We start from the raw sequence: 17,078 nt of genomic DNA, 5'->3' as shown, positions 1-17,078 counted from the left end.
GGATGCTTACGCCGGGCAGACCGTGCGCCAGGCGGTGCTGCCGGTGAGCCCGAAGTCGCTCAGCGCGCTCGAAACATTGTCTCGTAGTTGTTCAATCGAGTTGTGTCGGCCGAGCTCGTAGGCGAGGAACGAGACGAACACCCGGCCGTGCACCCGCCCCGACAACAACGCCAGTGCCCCGTTGGTGCGATACATGGTCGCGGTGGTCACCCCCGGGTACACGGTCCTCATGGCGAAGTGATCGGCGTCGGTGCCGTCCGGCCGGTTGACGGCGGGGTCCAGCGTCCCGAGGTTGGACGACACGACGGTGATCGCACTGCCGGTGACCACGCCGATCAGTCGCCGCATGACCCGCTTGGGGATCAGCGGAACCAGCGGCAGCAAGGCCCAGCGCTCGTCGGGCTCGTCCAGGTGGCGGGCCAGGGCTTCCTTTACCCTGGCGCGGATCTCACGCAGGTCGGTCGTCGCCGGCGCGGGGTCGACCGTGATGTCGACGTTGACGACCGCGTTCGCGCGGGTGTCGCCCGGGGTGCGCTCGTTGACCGGCATCCCCACGTTGACCGTCCCGTCCGCGCCGACTCGCCCGACTCGTCGGGCGAGGTGGGCGGCCAGTCCCGCGAGCAGCGCGTTGCTTGTTCCCCCGAGGGCCTCCGCGCGCGCGTCCCACTCGTCGGCGTTGATGAACAGCGTCGCCATCGGCAGCGTGATGCGTTCGTCCGCCCCGGCGGGCGGCGCGGGCCGCTTGCCGGCCGGCGACGTGGCGGCGCCGGCGTGGCGTGCGGTCCCGGCCAGGCGGATCGCGGCGACCACGGCGCGGCCCATATCGGCGGTGTCGCGCACGGTTTGGCGCGCGTCCTCGCGCATTGCACGCCACCGCCGCCGTGCCGCCGGGGCCGGCCAGTCGATGGCGTCGTCGCGGCCGCACGCCGCGTCCGCCAACGCCTCGCACAGCCCGACGCCGTCGGTGAGGCAATGGGTGGTCACCAGGCTCACTGCCGCGCCGCCGTCGGTCAACGGGAGCACGGCAAGGTGGTATCCGGGGCCGTGCTCGGCGTCGGGTCGCTTGTCCGCCTGTTCGTCCAGCCAGCCGCCGATCGCCTCACGCGCCCGCGGCGCCGCGACCATCTCGAGCTCCGACTGACCGGTGGGCGCCACCCAGCGATGCCTACCGAACGGCAAGGGGGACCGTTCGATGCGGCGACGCAGCCGACCCCGACCGAGATGGCGATGAAACCTTCGCAGACCGTCGACGTCGACCGGGCGGTCGTATACCCAGATGCACTGCAGCACACTGGTGGTGGCGGTCGCCCGCTCGCCGAGGAACATGGTCTGGTCGGCCAGGTCCAGCACATTGCTCATCATTGCGACTCCCGCCGTCTTGTGCGTCTAGGCTGCAACCACATCGGGCTGGTCGGGGGTGGTCTCGATGACGCGGGCGAACTCCCGGATCAGCGCCGCCAGGTAGCACTGCACCGACTCGCGGGCTATCTCGTTGTCGGGGAAGGAGATCGTCACCGTGGTGCGTTCGACGTGCCGGTTGATCCACATGTTGATCCCGCCGGCGGACAGGCTGTCGCCATAGGTCCCGAAATTCATCTCCGTCCACATCCCGACAAGGGGGATCTTTCGAAAGTCGAGGAACGACAACATCATCGGCAGTTGCGTGGGCAGCTTGATACCCAGCTGATCCGAGGTCGCCAACTCCAGCACGCGCTCGACCGGCACGGCGGCGAGATCCTTGGCGGAGTCGAAGGATTTCTGAGCCGCCCGTGCCGCCTCGGGGAACGAGTCGCCGGCCGTCGGAACCGTCACGGGGATCAGGCTGGCGAACCATCCCACCGTCATGGTGTCGACGCCCATGTCCCGGGTGTCCCTCGCCGTGAACCCGAAATAGGTTTCCTTGCCGGTCAATTGGCGCTCCGCCAACGCCGTACAGGCCAGGACTCCCCCGATGAACCGGGCACCGGCCGCGCAACACGCGGCGTCGAAAGACTCCGTCCCCGCGGCGTCCAGCAAGTCGACCGTGACCAGGTCGCCCTTGCAGCTGGCCCATGTGTCGCCCAGCGGCAGCGGAAAGCTCGGCCAGTCACCGTCGGCCTCACGCGCGAACGCAATCCAGTCCTTGACCTCCGGGGACGACAGGGTCAGGCTCGCCGCCCTCTCCCGCTGCCGCACGGTGTAGTCGCGGTAACTTCTCAGCTCGCGGGGTGCGGGAAGCTCGCCGCCTTGCGCACCCAGCACCAGTTCTTGGTACGTCAGGTGAATGTCGAGGAAGATCAGCGCGGCGGACACGCCGTCGATGTGCAGGTGGTCGACGCTGGCGTAGAAGGTGAAGTGGTCGGGCCCCTGGACGACTCCGTACGTGAAGCAGCCCCATCCGAGCGTCCCGGGCGTCGTCGTCAGGACGTGCTCACGCGCTTGTTCGGGGCTCATCTGTCCGAACGCCGTCGGAGCGAATTCGATGACCTCGGGGTCGGCGATCGCGCGGCGGACAATGACGCCGTCGACGATGTCGAACCAGCTGTGGTAGGTGTCCTGACCACGGACATGGGCGTTGATCGCCGCCGTCATCGCCGGGATGTCACACGTCCCGGGAATGTCCCACGCCACCACCATGAGCCGGGGCAGCTGTCGGTTCATCGTGTTGCCGAGGTGGGCGGTCCAGAGATGTTGAGTCTGCTGATAACTCGGAACCAAATCACTCAATGGCGCGGTGCGAGCCGCTTCGTACGCCGCGGGCGTAGCCGTCCACGTGGTCAGCGGGCCGTGCGGCGGTTCCCATTCGTAGATGTTTCCGAGTGCGACCATTTCTTGATCCTCGCTCTTACTGGTGGTGATTCCGTTGTGCGGCAAAGGGGTACCGAAAACCCATCCCCGAATGGGTTCTATGCGCAATATGAATTCAATTTCGTACCAGGGATCTTTGCGACCGATTCCGCATGTGGCGCTTGCACCTACGGTCGTCGCTCGTACCCCCGAGTCGCTGTTATTGGACGCTAGTACAGGAACGTGACGATTACGCGGTTTTGAGCAAGATTCGCAATCCCGCGCATCGTCGCGGCGACGCCGGTAATCTTCTCTACCCGGAGCAAACAACCGCACCGGTTCACGGCAACAGCGGCAGCTGCCACATCCGCATTCCGGGATCCAGCAGCCAGAACCGCTCCATGGTCAGGCGCATGAGCCGTAGCGCGCTGACGATCATGAAGGCCGCCAGCGGAAGCTCGACCAGCACCGCCGTGGCCACCGACAGCCAGAGGTCCCTGGGGCCGGCGGTCATCAGGTCGAACCATGCGTCGCAGATCAGGAGCACACCGGTGGTGAACGCGGCCGGGATCAGCACCTGGCGGCGCAGGTAGCCGAACGCGGCGGTCGCCGCCATGAAGACCATCAACAGCACGTCGTACCCCATCCAGGTGAGGGGCCAGTCGTGCACGACGTAGTTCTCCGGCAGTGTCGTGGACAGATAGCCCAGCCAGGGGATCATCACCGCGGAGCCACCGGCCATCAGGCTCAACCGGATTCGCCGCACGCGGGCGAGGAATACCGGGTCGACGATGTCGCTCACGGGTTGTTCCAGCCGGGTGATCAGGTCACGTCGCTCCGCGGGCGTCAGGGCCGCGATCTGGGCGTCGGAGAGAATGCCGTCGGTCACGGCCGGCCGGCACCGCGGGTCGGCGGTCGGCCGCCGTCTTCGGCACCGTGTTCGCATCGCTGCTACCGAATTCCTTGACCCAGCAGGCGAATTCGAGCGTGATGCCGTCGGGGTCCTGGAAGTAGAACGAACGCACGTACACCCCGGGATGGACCGTGGCGGACACCTGCATCGGGCTCTCGTCGTGGTTGAGCACCGGCCCGACCCGCACGCCCTTCTCCTTGAGGCGCTGACGGTAGGCGTCGAACTTCTCGGCCGGCACGTGGAATGCCAGGTGGTTCATGGTGCTCACCGCGCTGGTGATGTCGCCGATGCCGGGGATGGCGCCCGGCGACGAGATGCCCGGCACCCTGTCGGGGGCGTCGGCGAACCAGAAGAATGCGACGCAGTCACCGTTGCCGGCGTCGAAGAAGAAGTGCTGGCCCGCACCCCCGGGCAGGTCCAGCGACTTGACCAACGGCATGCCCAGGATGTTGGTGTAGAAGTCGACGGTGCGGGCCATGTCCGAGCAGACCAGCGCGACGTGGTTGATCCCGCCGAGTTCGAATTCGGTGTTGGCGTTGTGGGGCTTGATCATCGCGCACTCCCCTCGGTCCCGGCTTGGAAATCCTGGCCAAGATGTAATTGAAGAATCTAACATCAGCTTCAGTTTTCTCCGAGATGTCCGTCGCCAGCAGGGCCGCCGAAATGACTCTTCACACCGGTGCCATAGTGCGCCGCGAGTTCGTGGGTTTGCCGTCGCCCACCGCCGGGCGTGCCGGCGCGGGCGGGCATCCCTGTCAGGGGCTGTACCACCGCGGGGAGGGCCGTAAGCCCAAGGTGGCGATGATCGCCACCCACTACCAGATCGACTTCTCCGAGCACTACCTCGCCGACTACATGGCCACCCGCGGGGTCGGCTTTCTCGGCTGGAATACCAGGTTCCGCGGCTTCGAGAGCAGCTTCCTGCTCGACCACGCGCTGGTGGACATCGGCGTCGGAGTGCGCTGGCTGCGCGAACAGCAGGGGGTGGAAACGGTTGTGTTGCTCGGCAATTCGGGTGGCGGGTCGCTGATGGCCGCGTATCAGTCGCAGGCCGTGGAGCCGAACGTGACCCCGCTGGAGGGGATGCGGCCCGCGACGGGCCTGACCGAGTTGGCCGCGGCCGACGGCTACGTGGCCACTGCGGCCCATCCCGGGCGGCCGGACGTGCTGACGGCCTGGATGGATGCCGCCGTCGTCGACGAAAACGACCCCGTCGCCACCGACGCCGACCTCGACCTGTTCAACGAGGACAACGGCCCGCCGTACGCGCCGGAGTTCCTCGCCCGCTACCGCCGTGCGCAGACGGCGCGCAACCACGCCATCACCGACTGGGCGGAGCGGGAGCTCAAACGCGTTCGTGCGGCGGGGTTTTCCGACCGTCCGTTCAGCGTCATGCGCACCTGGGCGGATCCCCGCATGGTGGATGCCGGCATCGAGCCCACGAAGCGTCAACCCAACATGTGCTATGCCGGCGTCCCGGCGAAGGCAAACCGGTCGGCGCACGGGATCGCCGCGGCCTGCACCCTGCGCAACTGGCTGGGCATGTGGAGCCTGCGGGTGGCGCAGACCCGCGCCGAACCTCACCTGGCCCGCATCGGCTGCCCCGCCCTGGTGATCAATGCCGAGGCCGACACCGGTGTGTTCCCGTCCGACGCCCAACGGATTTTCGCCGCGCTCGCCGGCCCCGACAAGACCCAGGCGTCGATCGACACCGATCACTACTTCACCACCCCGGGCGCCCGCGACGAGCAAGCCGACATCATCGCCGACTGGATCGCCAAGCGGTTTCGCTGACAGCGCTCGCCCCCCGACCCCTGTGGTCAACCAACCGACCGGTTGTTAGTTTGGAAGCTGCCCGGCCGAGACGAACCCGAAAGCATGGGAAGGCGACCAATGCCGATCGCTATCACTCCTGAGCATCAAGACCTGGCCGATTCGGTGCGGTCGCTGGTGGCGCGCATCGCGCCGTCCGAGGCATTGCACGCGGCCATGGAAACGCCGATCGGCAATCCGCCGCCGTACTGGCAGGCCGCCGCGGACCAGGGCCTGCAGGGCCTGCACCTGGCCGAGTCCGTGGGTGGGCAGGGTTTCGGCATCCTCGAGCTGGCCATCGTGCTGGCCGAGTTCGGCTACGGCGCGGTGCCGGGTCCTTTCGTGCCGTCGGCGATCGCCAGCGCCCTGATCTCCGCCAGCGATCCGCACGCCAAGGTGCTCTCCGAGCTGGCGTCCGGCGCGGCTATCGCCGCGTACGCGATGGACTGCTGCGGGCTGACCGCCACCCGCCAGGGTGACGCGTTGGTGCTCCGGGGTGAGGTCCGCGCCGTACCCGCGGCGGCGCAGGCCTCCGTGCTGGTGCTGCCGGTCGCCATCGACAGCGGCGAGGAATGGGTGGTGCTGCGCGCCGAGGAACTCGAGATTGAGCCGGTGCGAAGCATCGACCCGCTGCGCCCCGTCGCCCATGTGCGCGCCAACGCCGTCGAGGTGGGCGCGGACGCCGCGTTGACCAACCTGAGCATGGCGACCGCGCACGCGTTGATGACGACGCTGCTGTCCGGCGAGGCGATCGGGGTGGCGCGCTGGGCGACCGACACCGCGTCGCACTACGCCAAGATCCGCGAGCAGTTCGGCAGGCCGATCGGGCAGTTCCAGGCCATCAAGCACAAGTGCGCGGAGATGATCGCCGACACCGAGCGGGCCACCGCGGCGGTGTGGGACGCCGCCCGCGCTATCGATGAGGCACGCGAAAACGATTGGGAAATGAGCGCTTCCAACGTCGAGTTCGCGGCCGCCGTCGCGGCGACGCTGGCGCCGGCGGCCGCCCAGCGGTGTACGCAGGACTGCATCCAGGTGCACGGCGGGATCGGCTTCACCTGGGAGCACGACACGAACGTGTACTACCGCCGGGCGCTGATGCTGGCCGCCTCCTTCGGCCGCGGCTCGGAGTACCCGCAGAAAGTGGTGCACACCGCCACCAGCACCGGGCTCCGGGCGGTCGACATCGACCTCGACCCCGACACCGAGAAGCTGCGCGACGAGATCCGCGCCGAGGTGGCCGCGCTCAAGGCGATGGAGCGCGACCAGCGCAGGGTCGCCATCGCCGAGGGCGGCTGGACCCTGCCGTATCTGCCGAAGCCGTGGGGCCTCGCCGCCGGTCCGGTGGAACAGATCATCATCGCCCAGGAATTCACCGCAGGCCGCGTCAAGCGCCCGCAGATGGGCATCGCGACGTGGATCATCCCGTCGATCGTCGCCTTCGGCACCGAGGAACAGAAGCAGCGGTTCCTGCCACCGACCTTCCGTGGCGAGATGATCTGGTGTCAGCTGTTCTCCGAGCCGGGTGCCGGATCCGACCTGGCCGGGTTGAGCACCAAGGCAACCCGGACGGACGGTGGCTGGCGGATCACCGGTCAGAAGATCTGGACCACCGCGGCGCAGCTCTCCCATTGGGGCGCCCTGCTGGCGAGAACGGACCCGAACGCCCCGAAACACAACGGCATCACCTACTTCCTGCTGGACATGCGCAGTGAAGGCGTCGAGGTGAAGCCGCTGCGCGAACTCACCGGGAACGCGATGTTCAACACCGTCTACATCGACGACGTGTTCGTGCCCGACGAATGCGTGCTCGGCGAGGTGAACCGTGGCTGGGAGGTCAGCCGCAATACCCTTACCGCCGAACGGGTTTCGATCGGCAGCAGCGAGGCCAACTTCCTGGCGACTCTCGGCCAGTTCGTCGAGTTCGTTCGCGACGGGCACCTCGACCCGGTCGCGCAACACCGGGCCGGTCAGTTGATCGCCGAGGGCCACGCCGCCAAGGTGCTGAACCTGCGTTCGACGCTGTTGACGCTGGCCGGCGGCGATGCCATGCCGTCTGCGGCCATCTCGAAGCTGCTCTCGATGCGCACCGGGCAGGGGTACGCCGAGTTCGCCGTGTCCTCGTTCGGCACAGAGGCCGCCATCGGCGACACCAACCAGCTGCCCGGCAAGTGGGGCGAGTACCTGCTGGCGAGCCGGGCCACGACCATCTACGGCGGCACCTCCGAGGTGCAGCTGAACATCATCGCCGAGCGGTTGCTCGGTCTTCCTCGCGATCCCTGACCCGCCGGTGTGCGATTCGGCCCCGGAAAAGGGCCATGCCGACCTGAGGGGTGGTCAGGCCGGCATGGTTTCCCCCCCCATCCCGTGGACCGGTCAGCCTAGGAGTGGATCGGCACGTCAAGGCTGATCGGCTATCACGGGGAGGCTTGGTTCACCACCACCAGTTCCACCAGTGCCCGGGGGCCCAGAATCCGCGGTTCCCCCAACCCGGGCCACGGTGGCCCCCGTTCCATCCGTGGCCTCCGCCCCATCCGCCATGACCCCCTCCTGGACGGTCGGGAAGGATTCCGGGTCCACCGGGCGCCCCGTGCGGACCGGTGGTGGTGAAGCTGTGGTCGGTTCCTGGTGCGGGGGCCGCCTGGGCAACGGCGCCGGCGCCGAACAGCAGCGCTCCCGCCATGGCCGAAGCGCCGGCCGCACTGGCGGCCGCGCGGCGGAGCGATTGTGCAGAGAGCGTCATCGCAGGAGCCCCTTCCAGGATCTGATACCGACAACAAAAACGTTAGCCAGGAGTTTCCCGGCAAACAACTAATCTACACACGAATTGTCCTGTGAATTATGTAACAAGTCGACTGCCGGACGGTGCAAGGTCGGCATTTTGTCGTATTTGATGATTTCCATATCTCAGAATAATGTCGGATACTGATCTACGCAGTCGGGCATTATCACTGTTCAGAAGACGTCTACTGAAATACTGTTCTCCGCAATTCCGCATAGGCGTATTGCCCTGCGTTATGCGGCGCGGAATTGCGGTCCAGCTCTCCCGCGCCCGAAATTACCGCGGCATGCGCCGCGTCCGCCAGCTACCGTAAGCTATTTGCTGCAGAAAGCGGCCGCCGACGGGGACGCGGCCGGTCGGCGGCCCGGTCGCGCGACTTACGCCGTGGACGGTGGAAGAATCAGTATCGACACATTCGAGCGCTGATTTACTGATCGGCCACTCATTCGGAGGGCACCGCCGCAGTGAACTTCAACCGCAGCCACATCGGACCCGGCGCCGCATCGTTCCGGGGTCCCGCGCCGTCGGGCGCCGCGGCGGGCGACGCCGCGCCGACCGAGCGCCTCACCGGGCTCGGGCAGCAGTCCCCCCAGCGGATGGTCAGCCCGCCGGCACACAACCAGGCTGGACGGGTTCAGCGCACGCGGCGCACGGTCGACCTGCCGGCGGCCACCCACCGCGCCCTCGACATCTGGCAGCGGGAGGCGGCCGACCGCTTGGGGGTCGCCCGGGTGACCGGACAAGAGGTGCTCACCGCGCTCATCGACCAGCTCCTGGTCGACCCCAAACTGGCGGCGCAGATCACCCGGGCCATCAAAGACCGGCGCTGACCCCCGAAGGGGGCATCCACTAGTCGATGGCTAGTCGACCTCCATCTCGCGCAACTCGCGCTTGAGAATCTTGCCGGTCGGATTGCGCGGCAGCTCCTCGAGGAAGACCACCTCACGCGGCACCTTGTAGCGCGCCAGGTGATCGCGGACGTAGTGCTTGATGGTGTCCTCGTCGACGTCCGAGCCGTCCTTCTTCACGACGAAGGCGCGCAGCCGATGGCCCCATTCCTTGTCCTCGACGCCGATGGCCGTCGCCTCCACCACCTCGGGATGCCCGCTGATCAGGTCCTCGACCTCGGCCGGGAAGACGTTCTCTCCGCCGGAGACGATCATCTCGTCGTCGCGGCCGCTGACGTACAGCAGGCCGTGCTCGTCGAAATACCCGACATCGCCCGAGGACATCAGGCCGTCGATGATCTGCTTGTGGCCACCGCCGGTGTAGCCCTGGAACGGGAACGCGTTGCCGACGAAGATCCGGCCGACCTCGCCCTGCGGCTTCTCCTGGCCGTTGTCGTCGAGGATCTTGACCTTGACACCCTTGACCACCGGTCCGACGGTCGCCGCGTTGCGCTCGAGGTCCTGCGGCCCGGCGATGGTGGCGAACGCGATCTCGGTCGAGCCGTACATGTTGTAGATGACCGGCCCCAGGTCCTTCAGCGCGCGGCTGGCGAGTTCCGCCCCCAGCTGCGACCCGGAGACGAACACGATCCTCAGGCTGGACAGGTCGGGCTTGGAGTCCATCTTCTCGATCGCGTCGAGGATCCGCGACAGCATCACCGGCACCACCACCATGGCGGTCACCTTGTACTTCTCGATGTCTTCGAGCACGTGCGGCGGCTTGAATTTGCGGCGCAGCACCAGGGTCGAGCCCAGGAACATCGCGATGGTGCCGTGCAGGTATCCCAACGCGTGGAACATCGGGGCGGGCAACGAGGTGACCTCGTTGGCCTTGAACGGGACGTGCGAGAGGATGCCGCCGACCGGCGCGAGGGTCGGCGGGGTGCTGCGGTTCGCGCCCTTGGGGGTGCCGGTGGTGCCGCTGGTGAGGATGATGATCGACGCGTGCTTGGAGGCCTTGGGGGCGGGCTCTTTGCTGCTGCGCTCGATCAGGTCGGCCAGCGTCTCGTCGGTGCTGCCCGACGGCTCGTCCGCGTCGGGGTTGGTGCCCAGCGCGCGCAGCTTGCCCAGTTCCGGCTCGGCCTTGCTGACGGCCTTGGTGTACTCGTCGTCGTAGATGATCAGCTTGGCGCCCTCGCGCTCCGACACCTCCTTGATCTGCGGGCCGGAGAATTCGCTGTTGAGGAGGATGATGCGGGCGCCCACCCGCGCGGCGCCGTAGTTGGCGATCAGGAACCAGCGGGTGTTGCGCGCCAGGATGGCCACCCCGTCGCCGCCCTTGACCCCCATCTCGAGCAGGCCGTTCGCCACCGCGTGGGCGGCCTCGTCCAGCTCTTTGAAGGTGAACTCACCCTCCTCGTCGATGCACGCGGCGCGGTCGGGATGGCGCCGGGCGTTGAGCGACGGCAGCATGCCGAACTCACCCCACTTGTAGATGTCGTTGGCCATCGCGGCGTAGTTCTGCGGCGGCTCCAGCCGGAAGGCGCCGGCTTCGAAGATCTTGCGCACGTAGTGCAATTCGGCCGAGCCGCGCTCCAGGTACTGCTGAACCTTGGCAACCGCCTGCCCAGGCAGGGCAATCAGATTAGGCATGCATCCCACCCTATGTGACGTCCGTCGCATTCCGAGGGGTAAGTACCCACCGACTTACGATGATGAACATGGGTCCGGTTTCGCTGGAGGTGGACGGGCACGAGGTCACGATCACCCACCCGGACAAGGTGGTGTTCGACGCCCACGGCGGCACGGGACCGCACACCAAACTCGACCTGGTCCGCTACTACCTGTCGGTGGCCGAGGGGGCGCTGCGCGGGGTGGCCGGCCGGCCGATGATCCTGAAGCGCTTTGTCAAGGGCATTTCCGAGGAGGCGGTGTTCCAGAAGCGCGCGCCGAAGAACCGGCCCGACTGGGTCGACGTCGCCGAACTGCACTACGCGCGCGGCACCTCCGCCGCCGAAGCCGTCATCCGCGACGCCGCCGGCCTGGCGTGGGCGGTCAACCTGGGCTGCGTCGACCTCAACCCGCACCCGGTGCTGGCCGACGACCTCGACCATCCCGACGAACTGCGGGTCGACCTGGATCCGATGCCCGGGGTCGACTGGCGGCGGATCGTCGACGTGGCGCTGGTCGCCCGCGAGGTGCTGGAGGACTACGGCCTGGTGGCCTGGCCGAAGACCTCGGGGTCGCGCGGCTTTCACATCTATGCCCGGATCGCCCCGCGCTGGGAATTCCGGCAGGTGCGCCTGGCCGCCCAGACCGTCGCCCGGGAGGTCGAGCGCCGGGCGCCCGGCGCCGCGACCAGCCGCTGGTGGAAGGAAGAACGCGAAGGGGTGTTCGTCGACTTCAACCAGAACGCCAAGGACCGCACGGTCGCGTCGGCGTACTCGGTGCGGGCGACGCCGGACGCCCGGGTGTCCACGCCGCTGCTCTGGGACGAGGTCACCGAGCGCCGCCCCGGGGAGTTCACCATCGACACGGTGCCCGCTCGGTTCGCCGCCATGGGCGACCCCTGGGCGGGGATGGACGACGCGGTCGGCGAACTCGACCGCCTGCTGGTGCTGGCCGAGGAGATGGGGCCACCCGAGCGGGCGCCGAAGGGATCCGGCACGGCCGACGGCCGGCGCCGGTCGGTGATGCCGCTCATCGAGGTCGCCCGCACCAAGACCAAGGACGAGGCGCTGGCGGCGCTGGACACCTGGCGCGACCGCCACCCGGACGCGTCTCGCCTGCTGCAACCGGTCGACGTCCTGGTCGACGGCATGCGCGGGCCGAGTTCGATCTGGTACCGGATCCGGATCAACCTGCAGCATGTACCGGTCAATCAGCGACCGCCGCAGGAGGAGCTGATCGCCGACTACAGCCCTTGGATAAAGGAGGGGCAGGGATACGGCGGCCGGCAGCAGCCGTCCCGCTGAGATCGGGCTATACCCCGACCCGCGCCAGCGCGTTGGAGGCGTTGCCCTTGCGCAGGTAGCAGTACCAGGTGACCACCAGCAGGGTGAGGAAGAAGCCCACGTAGAACCGCAGCGCGGGTTCGATGCTGCCGAAGTGCGACCTCGACCAGGCGTAGGCCAGCGGCACGACGAATCCGCCGAAGGCGCCGATCGACGAGATGACGCCCAGCGCGCCTGCGGCCTGGCGGCGCATGTGCGCCATGGTGTCGGGGTCGCCCCCGGCGAGCTGCCCCTTGATCACGAAGATCCTCGAGATCATCCGGTAGGTCGAGCCGTTGCCGATGCCCGTCGCGACGAACAAGAACATGAAGCTGGCGAAGAACAGCGGCAGGTTTTTGGCGTTGACCGACCACAGCGCCGCCGCGGCGCCCGCGGCGAGCATGACGAAGCTGACGGCGGTGATCCGGGCGCCGCCGATGCGGTCGGCCAGCTTGCCGCCCAGGGGCCGAATCACCGAGCCGATCGCTGCCCCGAGGAATGCCCAGGTCAACGCGATGTCGCCACGGCCGAACACCGTTTTGAGCAGGGTCGGGAAGGCCGCCGAGTAGCCGATGAACGAGCCGAACGTGCCGATGTAGAGCAGCGACATGACCCACGTGTCGGGATGCCGCAGCGACTGCCACACCGGCTTCACGTCCGCCTTCGCCTCGGACAGGTTGTTCATGAACAGGAACGCGCACACCGCGGCCACCACCGCCAGCGGGATGTAGAAGAGGCCGGCGCGCGACAGCGCCACCCCGCCACCGGCCACGACGATGGGCGGGATGATCTTCTGCACCACCGCCACGCCGATGTTGCCGCCGGCCGCGTTGAGGCCGAGCGCCCAGCCCTTGTCCTTCTCCGGGTAGAAGAACGAGATGTTGGCCATCGACGAGGCGAAGTTGCCGCCACCGAAGCCGGCGGTGGCGGCGATCAACACCAGCACCGCGAACGACAGGCCCGGATGGCTGACCGCCCAGGCCAGCAGCACGCACGGAATGAGCAGCAGCGCCGCCGAGATGGTCGTCCAGTTGCGGCCGCCGAAGAGCGGCACCGCGAAGGTGTAGGGCAGGCGCAGGAAGGCGCCGACGCCGCTGGGCACGGCGACCAGGCACAGCGCCTGGCTCGCGGTCAGCGCCCAGCCCGAGGCGGACGGATGCCCGTGCGAACCGGCGGTCATCTGGACCACCACGATGCTCCACAACATCCACACGCTGAACCCGACGTGCTCGGCGAAGATGGAGAAGATCAGGTTGCGCCGGGCGATCGGCTTGCCGGTCGCCTCCCAGAACGCGGGGTCTTCGGGCCGCCAGTCATCGATCCAGTGCCCACCTCGATGACGCGGGTGCGCGGGGGCGAGGACCGGAGCGGTCGACTCTGGCGTGGTCGTCGTAGTCACGCCCCGACGTTAGAAAGGGACTGTTACCGGGCCGCGTGGACGCAGTTACGTCGGCGATACGTGGATCTCGCAACGGCCGTTCGCCGCTTGTCAGAACTTTTTGCGCGCCCAATGCGGGAGAATTGCCGCATGCAGGCGACCGATCGGCCCCTGGGGCTGCGCGAACGCAAGAAGATCAAGACCCGCCATGCCCTGCGCCGTGAGGCGTTCCGCCTGTTCGACGCGAACGGCTACGCCGCCACCACCATTGAACAGATCGCCGAGGCCGCCGAGGTGTCCCCCAGCACGTTCTTCCGGTACTTCGGATCCAAGGAGTCGCTGCTGCTGGCCGACGACCTCGATCCGCTGATACTGGCGGCGTTCGACGCCCAGCCACCCGAGTTGTCACCCAGCCAGGCCATCCGCCGCGCGTACGCGAGCACGCTGGCCGGCCTGTCGCCCGAGCAGCTGGAGTTCGAGAACACCCGACAGCGCCTAATCTTCTCGATACCCGAGCTCAAGGCCGCCCTTTACGACGAGTACTACCGCACCGTGAACGTCATGGCGGAGGCGATCGGTCGCCGGATCGCCCGTCCGGCAACGGATTTCGAGGTCCGGGTATTCGTCGGCGCGATGGTCGGCGCCATGATGGCCGCCTACGACAGCGCGCCGAAGACCTCCGACACCATCTATCGGGCGCTGGACTTCCTGGACGCCGGCATGCCGCTGGGCTGAGCGGCGCAACCGCGCGGCGATGGGCGTTGCGAGCGGGGAACGCGATAATCTCACGCGATGCGACAGGGTTGGAATCGACGGGGATTCTTGCAGCTCGCAGGGGCTGCAGCCGTCGCCGCGGTCGCCGGCGCCCCGGCCGGGTGCTCGTCAGGCAGACCGCCGTCGAATACCGGCGGCGGCAAATCGGTGACGATCGACCACCTCTTCGGTCAGACCGTGATCAAGGAGCCCCCCAAGCGCGTGGTCAGTGCCGGCTACACCGAGCAAGACGACCTGCTCGCGGTCGGCGTCGTACCGATCGCGGTGACCAACTGGTTCGGCGATCAGCCGTTCGCGGTGTGGCCGTGGGCGCAACCCAAGCTCGGCGGGGCTCAGCCGGTGGTGCTGAACCTCGACAACGGGATCCCGGTGGACCAGATCGCGGGCCTCAAACCGGACCTCATCGTGGCCACCAACGCCGGGGTGGACGCCGACACCTATCAGAAGCTCTCCGCGATCGCCCCGACCGTGCCCCAGTCGGACGGCGACGCGTTCTTCGAGCCGTGGAAGGAGCAGGCCACCGTCATCGGCCGGGCGGTGTTCCAGGCCGACCAGATGAAGTCGCTGATCGACGGCGTCGACCAGAGGTTCACCGCCGTCGGCAAGGACCACCCGACCTGGACGGGCAAGAAGGCCTTGCTGATGGAGGGCACGCTGTGGCAAGGGACCGTCGTCGCGGCCATGGCGGGCTGGCGCACGGACTTCCTCAACCAGATGGGGCTGGTGATCGCCGACAGCATCAAACCTTTCGGCACCGGCCACCGCGCCGTCATCCCGCGCGATCGCGTCAAGGCGGTGCTCGATTCCGCCGACGTGCTCATCTGGACAACCGAGAGCCCCGACGACCAGAAGGCGCTGCTCGCCGACCCCGACGTGGCGGCGTCACAGGCCACCGCGCAGAACCGGCACGTTTTCACCACCAAGGAGCAGGCCGGCGCGATCGCGTTCTCCTCGCCGCTGAGCTACCCGTTGGTCGCCGACCAGCTGCCCCCGCAGCTGGCCAAAATCCTCGGTTAGATCGCCGCCGCGCCAGCGGCGTTTGAGTGTTTGCTAAGGCAGCTCTGGCAGTGTTCGAAAATCCGTCGCCCGCCCCTCGCCCGGCCGGCGATCGGGCGGTTACCGTCGAGTAATGAGCGTGACGGACCTTACCGACAACGTGCCCAGGGACCTGCCCACGGACCTGGTCGGCAACACGGTTCTGGACTTCGGCGACAGCGCGCTGATGCTGCAATGCGGCAGCACCGCCGAGGTGCTGGCGTGGGCGGCGCAGTTGCGGGCCGCGGCGTTGCCCGGCGTGGTCGACATCGTCCCGGCCGCGCGCACGGTGCTGGTGAAGCTCGACGGCCCGCGCCGCCAAGGCGTGATACGTCAGCGACTGCGCAAGATGCGGGTCACCGCCGAGGAGGTCCCCGCGTCCGATCGCCGCGCCGACGTGGTCATCGACGTCGTCTACGACGGCCCGGACCTCGCCGAGGTGGCCGACCACACCGGCCTGACCATCCCGCAGGTGATCGACGCCCACACCGGTTCGCTTTGGCGCGTCGGATTCAGCGGATTCGCCCCGGGTTTCGCGTACCTGGTCGACGGGGATCCCCGGCTGCGGGTGCCGCGCCACCCGGAGCCACGCATCTCGGTGCCCGCCGGGTCGGTCGGCCTGGCAGGCGAATTCAGCGCGATATACCCGCGCCAGTCGCCGGGCGGTTGGCAACTGATCGGCCGCACCGACGCGGTCATGTGGGACCTCGAACGGCTCCAACCGGCGCTGCTGACGCAGGGCACCTGGGTTCAGTTCCGGGCCGTCTGAGGTAAGGAGACCACCGTGGCAACCCTGGAGATCCTTCGCACCGGCCCGCTCGCCGTCGTCCAGGACCTGGGCCGGCCGGGGCTGGCCCACCTCGGCGTGAGCCGGTCCGGGGCCGCCGACCGGCGCGCGCACCAGCTGGCCAACCGGCTGGTCGCCAACCCCGATGACCGCGCCACCGTCGAGGTCACGTTCGGCGGATTCGCGGCCCGCGTCCGGGGCGGCGACGTCGACATCGCGGTCACCGGAGCCGACACCGACCCGACCGTCAACGGAAACAAGTTTGGCACCAACAGCATTCAGCATGTCCGCGACGGCCAGGTGATCGCCTTGGGCACGCCCCGCGCCGGGCTGCGGACATATCTGGCGGTGCGCGGCGGCATCGGCGTGGAGCCGGTGCTGGGCTCGCGCAGCTACGACGTGATGTCGGCCATCGGCCCGGCGCCGCTGCGGGTGGGTGACGAGCTCCCGGTCGGGGAGCACACCCCCGACTACCCCGAGCTGGACCAGGCCCCGGTGGCGGCGATCACCGGCAGCGCCGTCGAGCTGGCCGTGGTGCCCGGGCCGCGCGACGACTGGTTCGTCGACCCCGACGTCCTGGTGCACAACGACTGGGTGGCCTCCGACCGCAGCGACCGCGTGGGGATGCGATTGACCGGCCGCCCGCTGCAGTACCGCTACCCGGATCGCCAGCTGCCCAGCGAGGGCGCCACCCGTGGGGCGATTCAGGTGCCGCCCAACGGGTTACCGGTGATCCTGGGGCCCGATCACCCGGTCACCGGCGGTTACCCGGTGGTGGGCGTGGTGGTTGACGGGGACATCGACAAGATCGCCCAGGTGCGCCCCGGCCAGTCGGTACGCCTGCACTGGTCTCGCCCCAGGGCCCTGGTCGGCGCCCAACCGCGTGCCGGCGCCTGGCCGTTCTCGTAGTCTTTCCGGACTTCACTCGGGCCCATTGTCCGCCGAAATGTA

Annotated in this window: 14 protein-coding genes; 8 read left to right on the top strand and 6 right to left on the bottom strand. The window is 68.2% G+C overall.

Translation table 11 applies throughout. From position 1 onward, the window contains the following. Positions 1 to 6: 6 nt before the first annotated feature. The 4 genes from A5692_RS12575 to A5692_RS12560 form a co-directional block, all read right to left on the bottom strand. A complete protein-coding gene (locus tag A5692_RS12575) occupies positions 7 to 1,359 on the bottom strand; it encodes a hypothetical protein (protein WP_068056436.1) in 1,353 nt (450 codons plus the stop codon). Between the two features lie 27 nt (positions 1,360 to 1,386). After that, the gene (locus tag A5692_RS12570) at positions 1,387 to 2,808 is read right to left on the bottom strand and encodes a condensation domain-containing protein (protein WP_068056434.1); all 1,422 of its coding nucleotides are present in this window, start codon (positions 2,806 to 2,808) and stop codon (positions 1,387 to 1,389) included. A gap of 298 nt (positions 2,809 to 3,106) precedes the next feature. Continuing rightward, positions 3,107 to 3,655, bottom strand: a complete 549-nt coding sequence (locus tag A5692_RS12565; protein WP_068056405.1) for a hypothetical protein — start codon at positions 3,653 to 3,655, stop codon at positions 3,107 to 3,109. Next, entirely contained in the window at positions 3,594 to 4,232 is a 639-nt protein-coding gene (locus A5692_RS12560; RefSeq protein ID WP_068056403.1) for a VOC family protein, read from the bottom strand. Before A5692_RS12560 ends, A5692_RS12565 begins: the two co-directional genes overlap by 62 nt. 110 nt (positions 4,233 to 4,342) lie before the next feature. On the opposite strand from A5692_RS12560, the gene A5692_RS12555 reads away from it, so the two are divergent. The 3 genes from A5692_RS12555 (at position 4,343) to A5692_RS12545 (ending at position 9,103) form a co-directional block, all read left to right on the top strand. Further along, positions 4,343 to 5,473, top strand: a complete 1,131-nt coding sequence (locus tag A5692_RS12555) for an alpha/beta hydrolase (protein ID WP_068056432.1) — start codon at positions 4,343 to 4,345, stop codon at positions 5,471 to 5,473. Positions 5,474 to 5,572: 99 nt separating this feature from the next. Next, positions 5,573 to 7,774 (top strand): acyl-CoA dehydrogenase, encoded by a 2,202-nt coding sequence (locus A5692_RS12550; protein WP_068056401.1) that lies wholly within the window; start codon positions 5,573 to 5,575, stop codon positions 7,772 to 7,774. Positions 7,775 to 8,737: 963 nt separating this feature from the next. Beyond that, positions 8,738 to 9,103 (top strand): ATPase, encoded by a 366-nt coding sequence (locus A5692_RS12545; protein ID WP_067917995.1) that lies wholly within the window; start codon positions 8,738 to 8,740, stop codon positions 9,101 to 9,103. A gap of 30 nt (positions 9,104 to 9,133) precedes the next feature. Here A5692_RS12545 and fadD2 read toward each other — a convergent pair whose 3' ends face one another. Beyond that, positions 9,134 to 10,813, bottom strand: coding sequence for a long-chain-fatty-acid--CoA ligase FadD2 (fadD2, locus tag A5692_RS12540; RefSeq protein ID WP_068056400.1), 1,680 nt, complete (start codon positions 10,811 to 10,813; stop codon positions 9,134 to 9,136). Between the two features lie 59 nt (positions 10,814 to 10,872). On the opposite strand from fadD2, the gene A5692_RS12535 reads away from it, so the two are divergent. Next, positions 10,873 to 12,135 carry a DNA polymerase domain-containing protein gene (locus A5692_RS12535; RefSeq protein WP_068056398.1) on the top strand — a complete coding sequence of 421 codons (1,263 nt, stop codon included), beginning with the start codon at positions 10,873 to 10,875 and terminating at the stop codon, positions 12,133 to 12,135. A gap of 7 nt (positions 12,136 to 12,142) precedes the next feature. Here the strand turns inward: A5692_RS12535 and A5692_RS12530 are convergent, their stop codons facing one another. Continuing rightward, positions 12,143 to 13,552, bottom strand: coding sequence for an MFS transporter (locus A5692_RS12530; protein ID WP_068056397.1), 1,410 nt, complete (start codon positions 13,550 to 13,552; stop codon positions 12,143 to 12,145). Positions 13,553 to 13,681: 129 nt separating this feature from the next. On the opposite strand from A5692_RS12530, the gene A5692_RS12525 reads away from it, so the two are divergent. From A5692_RS12525 to A5692_RS12510, 4 genes are all read left to right on the top strand, one after another. Then, positions 13,682 to 14,266 carry a TetR family transcriptional regulator gene (locus A5692_RS12525; protein WP_068056395.1) on the top strand — a complete coding sequence of 195 codons (585 nt, stop codon included), beginning with the start codon at positions 13,682 to 13,684 and terminating at the stop codon, positions 14,264 to 14,266. 57 nt (positions 14,267 to 14,323) lie between these two features. Continuing rightward, a complete protein-coding gene (locus tag A5692_RS12520) occupies positions 14,324 to 15,322 on the top strand; it encodes an ABC transporter substrate-binding protein (protein WP_068056394.1) in 999 nt (332 codons plus the stop codon). 112 nt (positions 15,323 to 15,434) lie between these two features. After that, a complete protein-coding gene (locus A5692_RS12515) occupies positions 15,435 to 16,109 on the top strand; it encodes an allophanate hydrolase subunit 1 (protein ID WP_068056392.1) in 675 nt (224 codons plus the stop codon). Positions 16,110 to 16,124: 15 nt separating this feature from the next. Continuing rightward, positions 16,125 to 17,036 (top strand): 5-oxoprolinase/urea amidolyase family protein, encoded by a 912-nt coding sequence (locus tag A5692_RS12510; protein ID WP_068056390.1) that lies wholly within the window; start codon positions 16,125 to 16,127, stop codon positions 17,034 to 17,036. The last annotated feature ends 42 nt before the right edge of the window (positions 17,037 to 17,078 follow it).

The sequence above is a fragment of the Mycobacterium sp. E342 genome, from assembly GCF_001667665.1.
Lineage (GTDB): Bacteria > Actinomycetota > Actinomycetes > Mycobacteriales > Mycobacteriaceae > Mycobacterium.
Note: the sequence above shows the minus strand (reverse complement) of the source record. Positions and strands in the feature narration are given on the sequence as shown.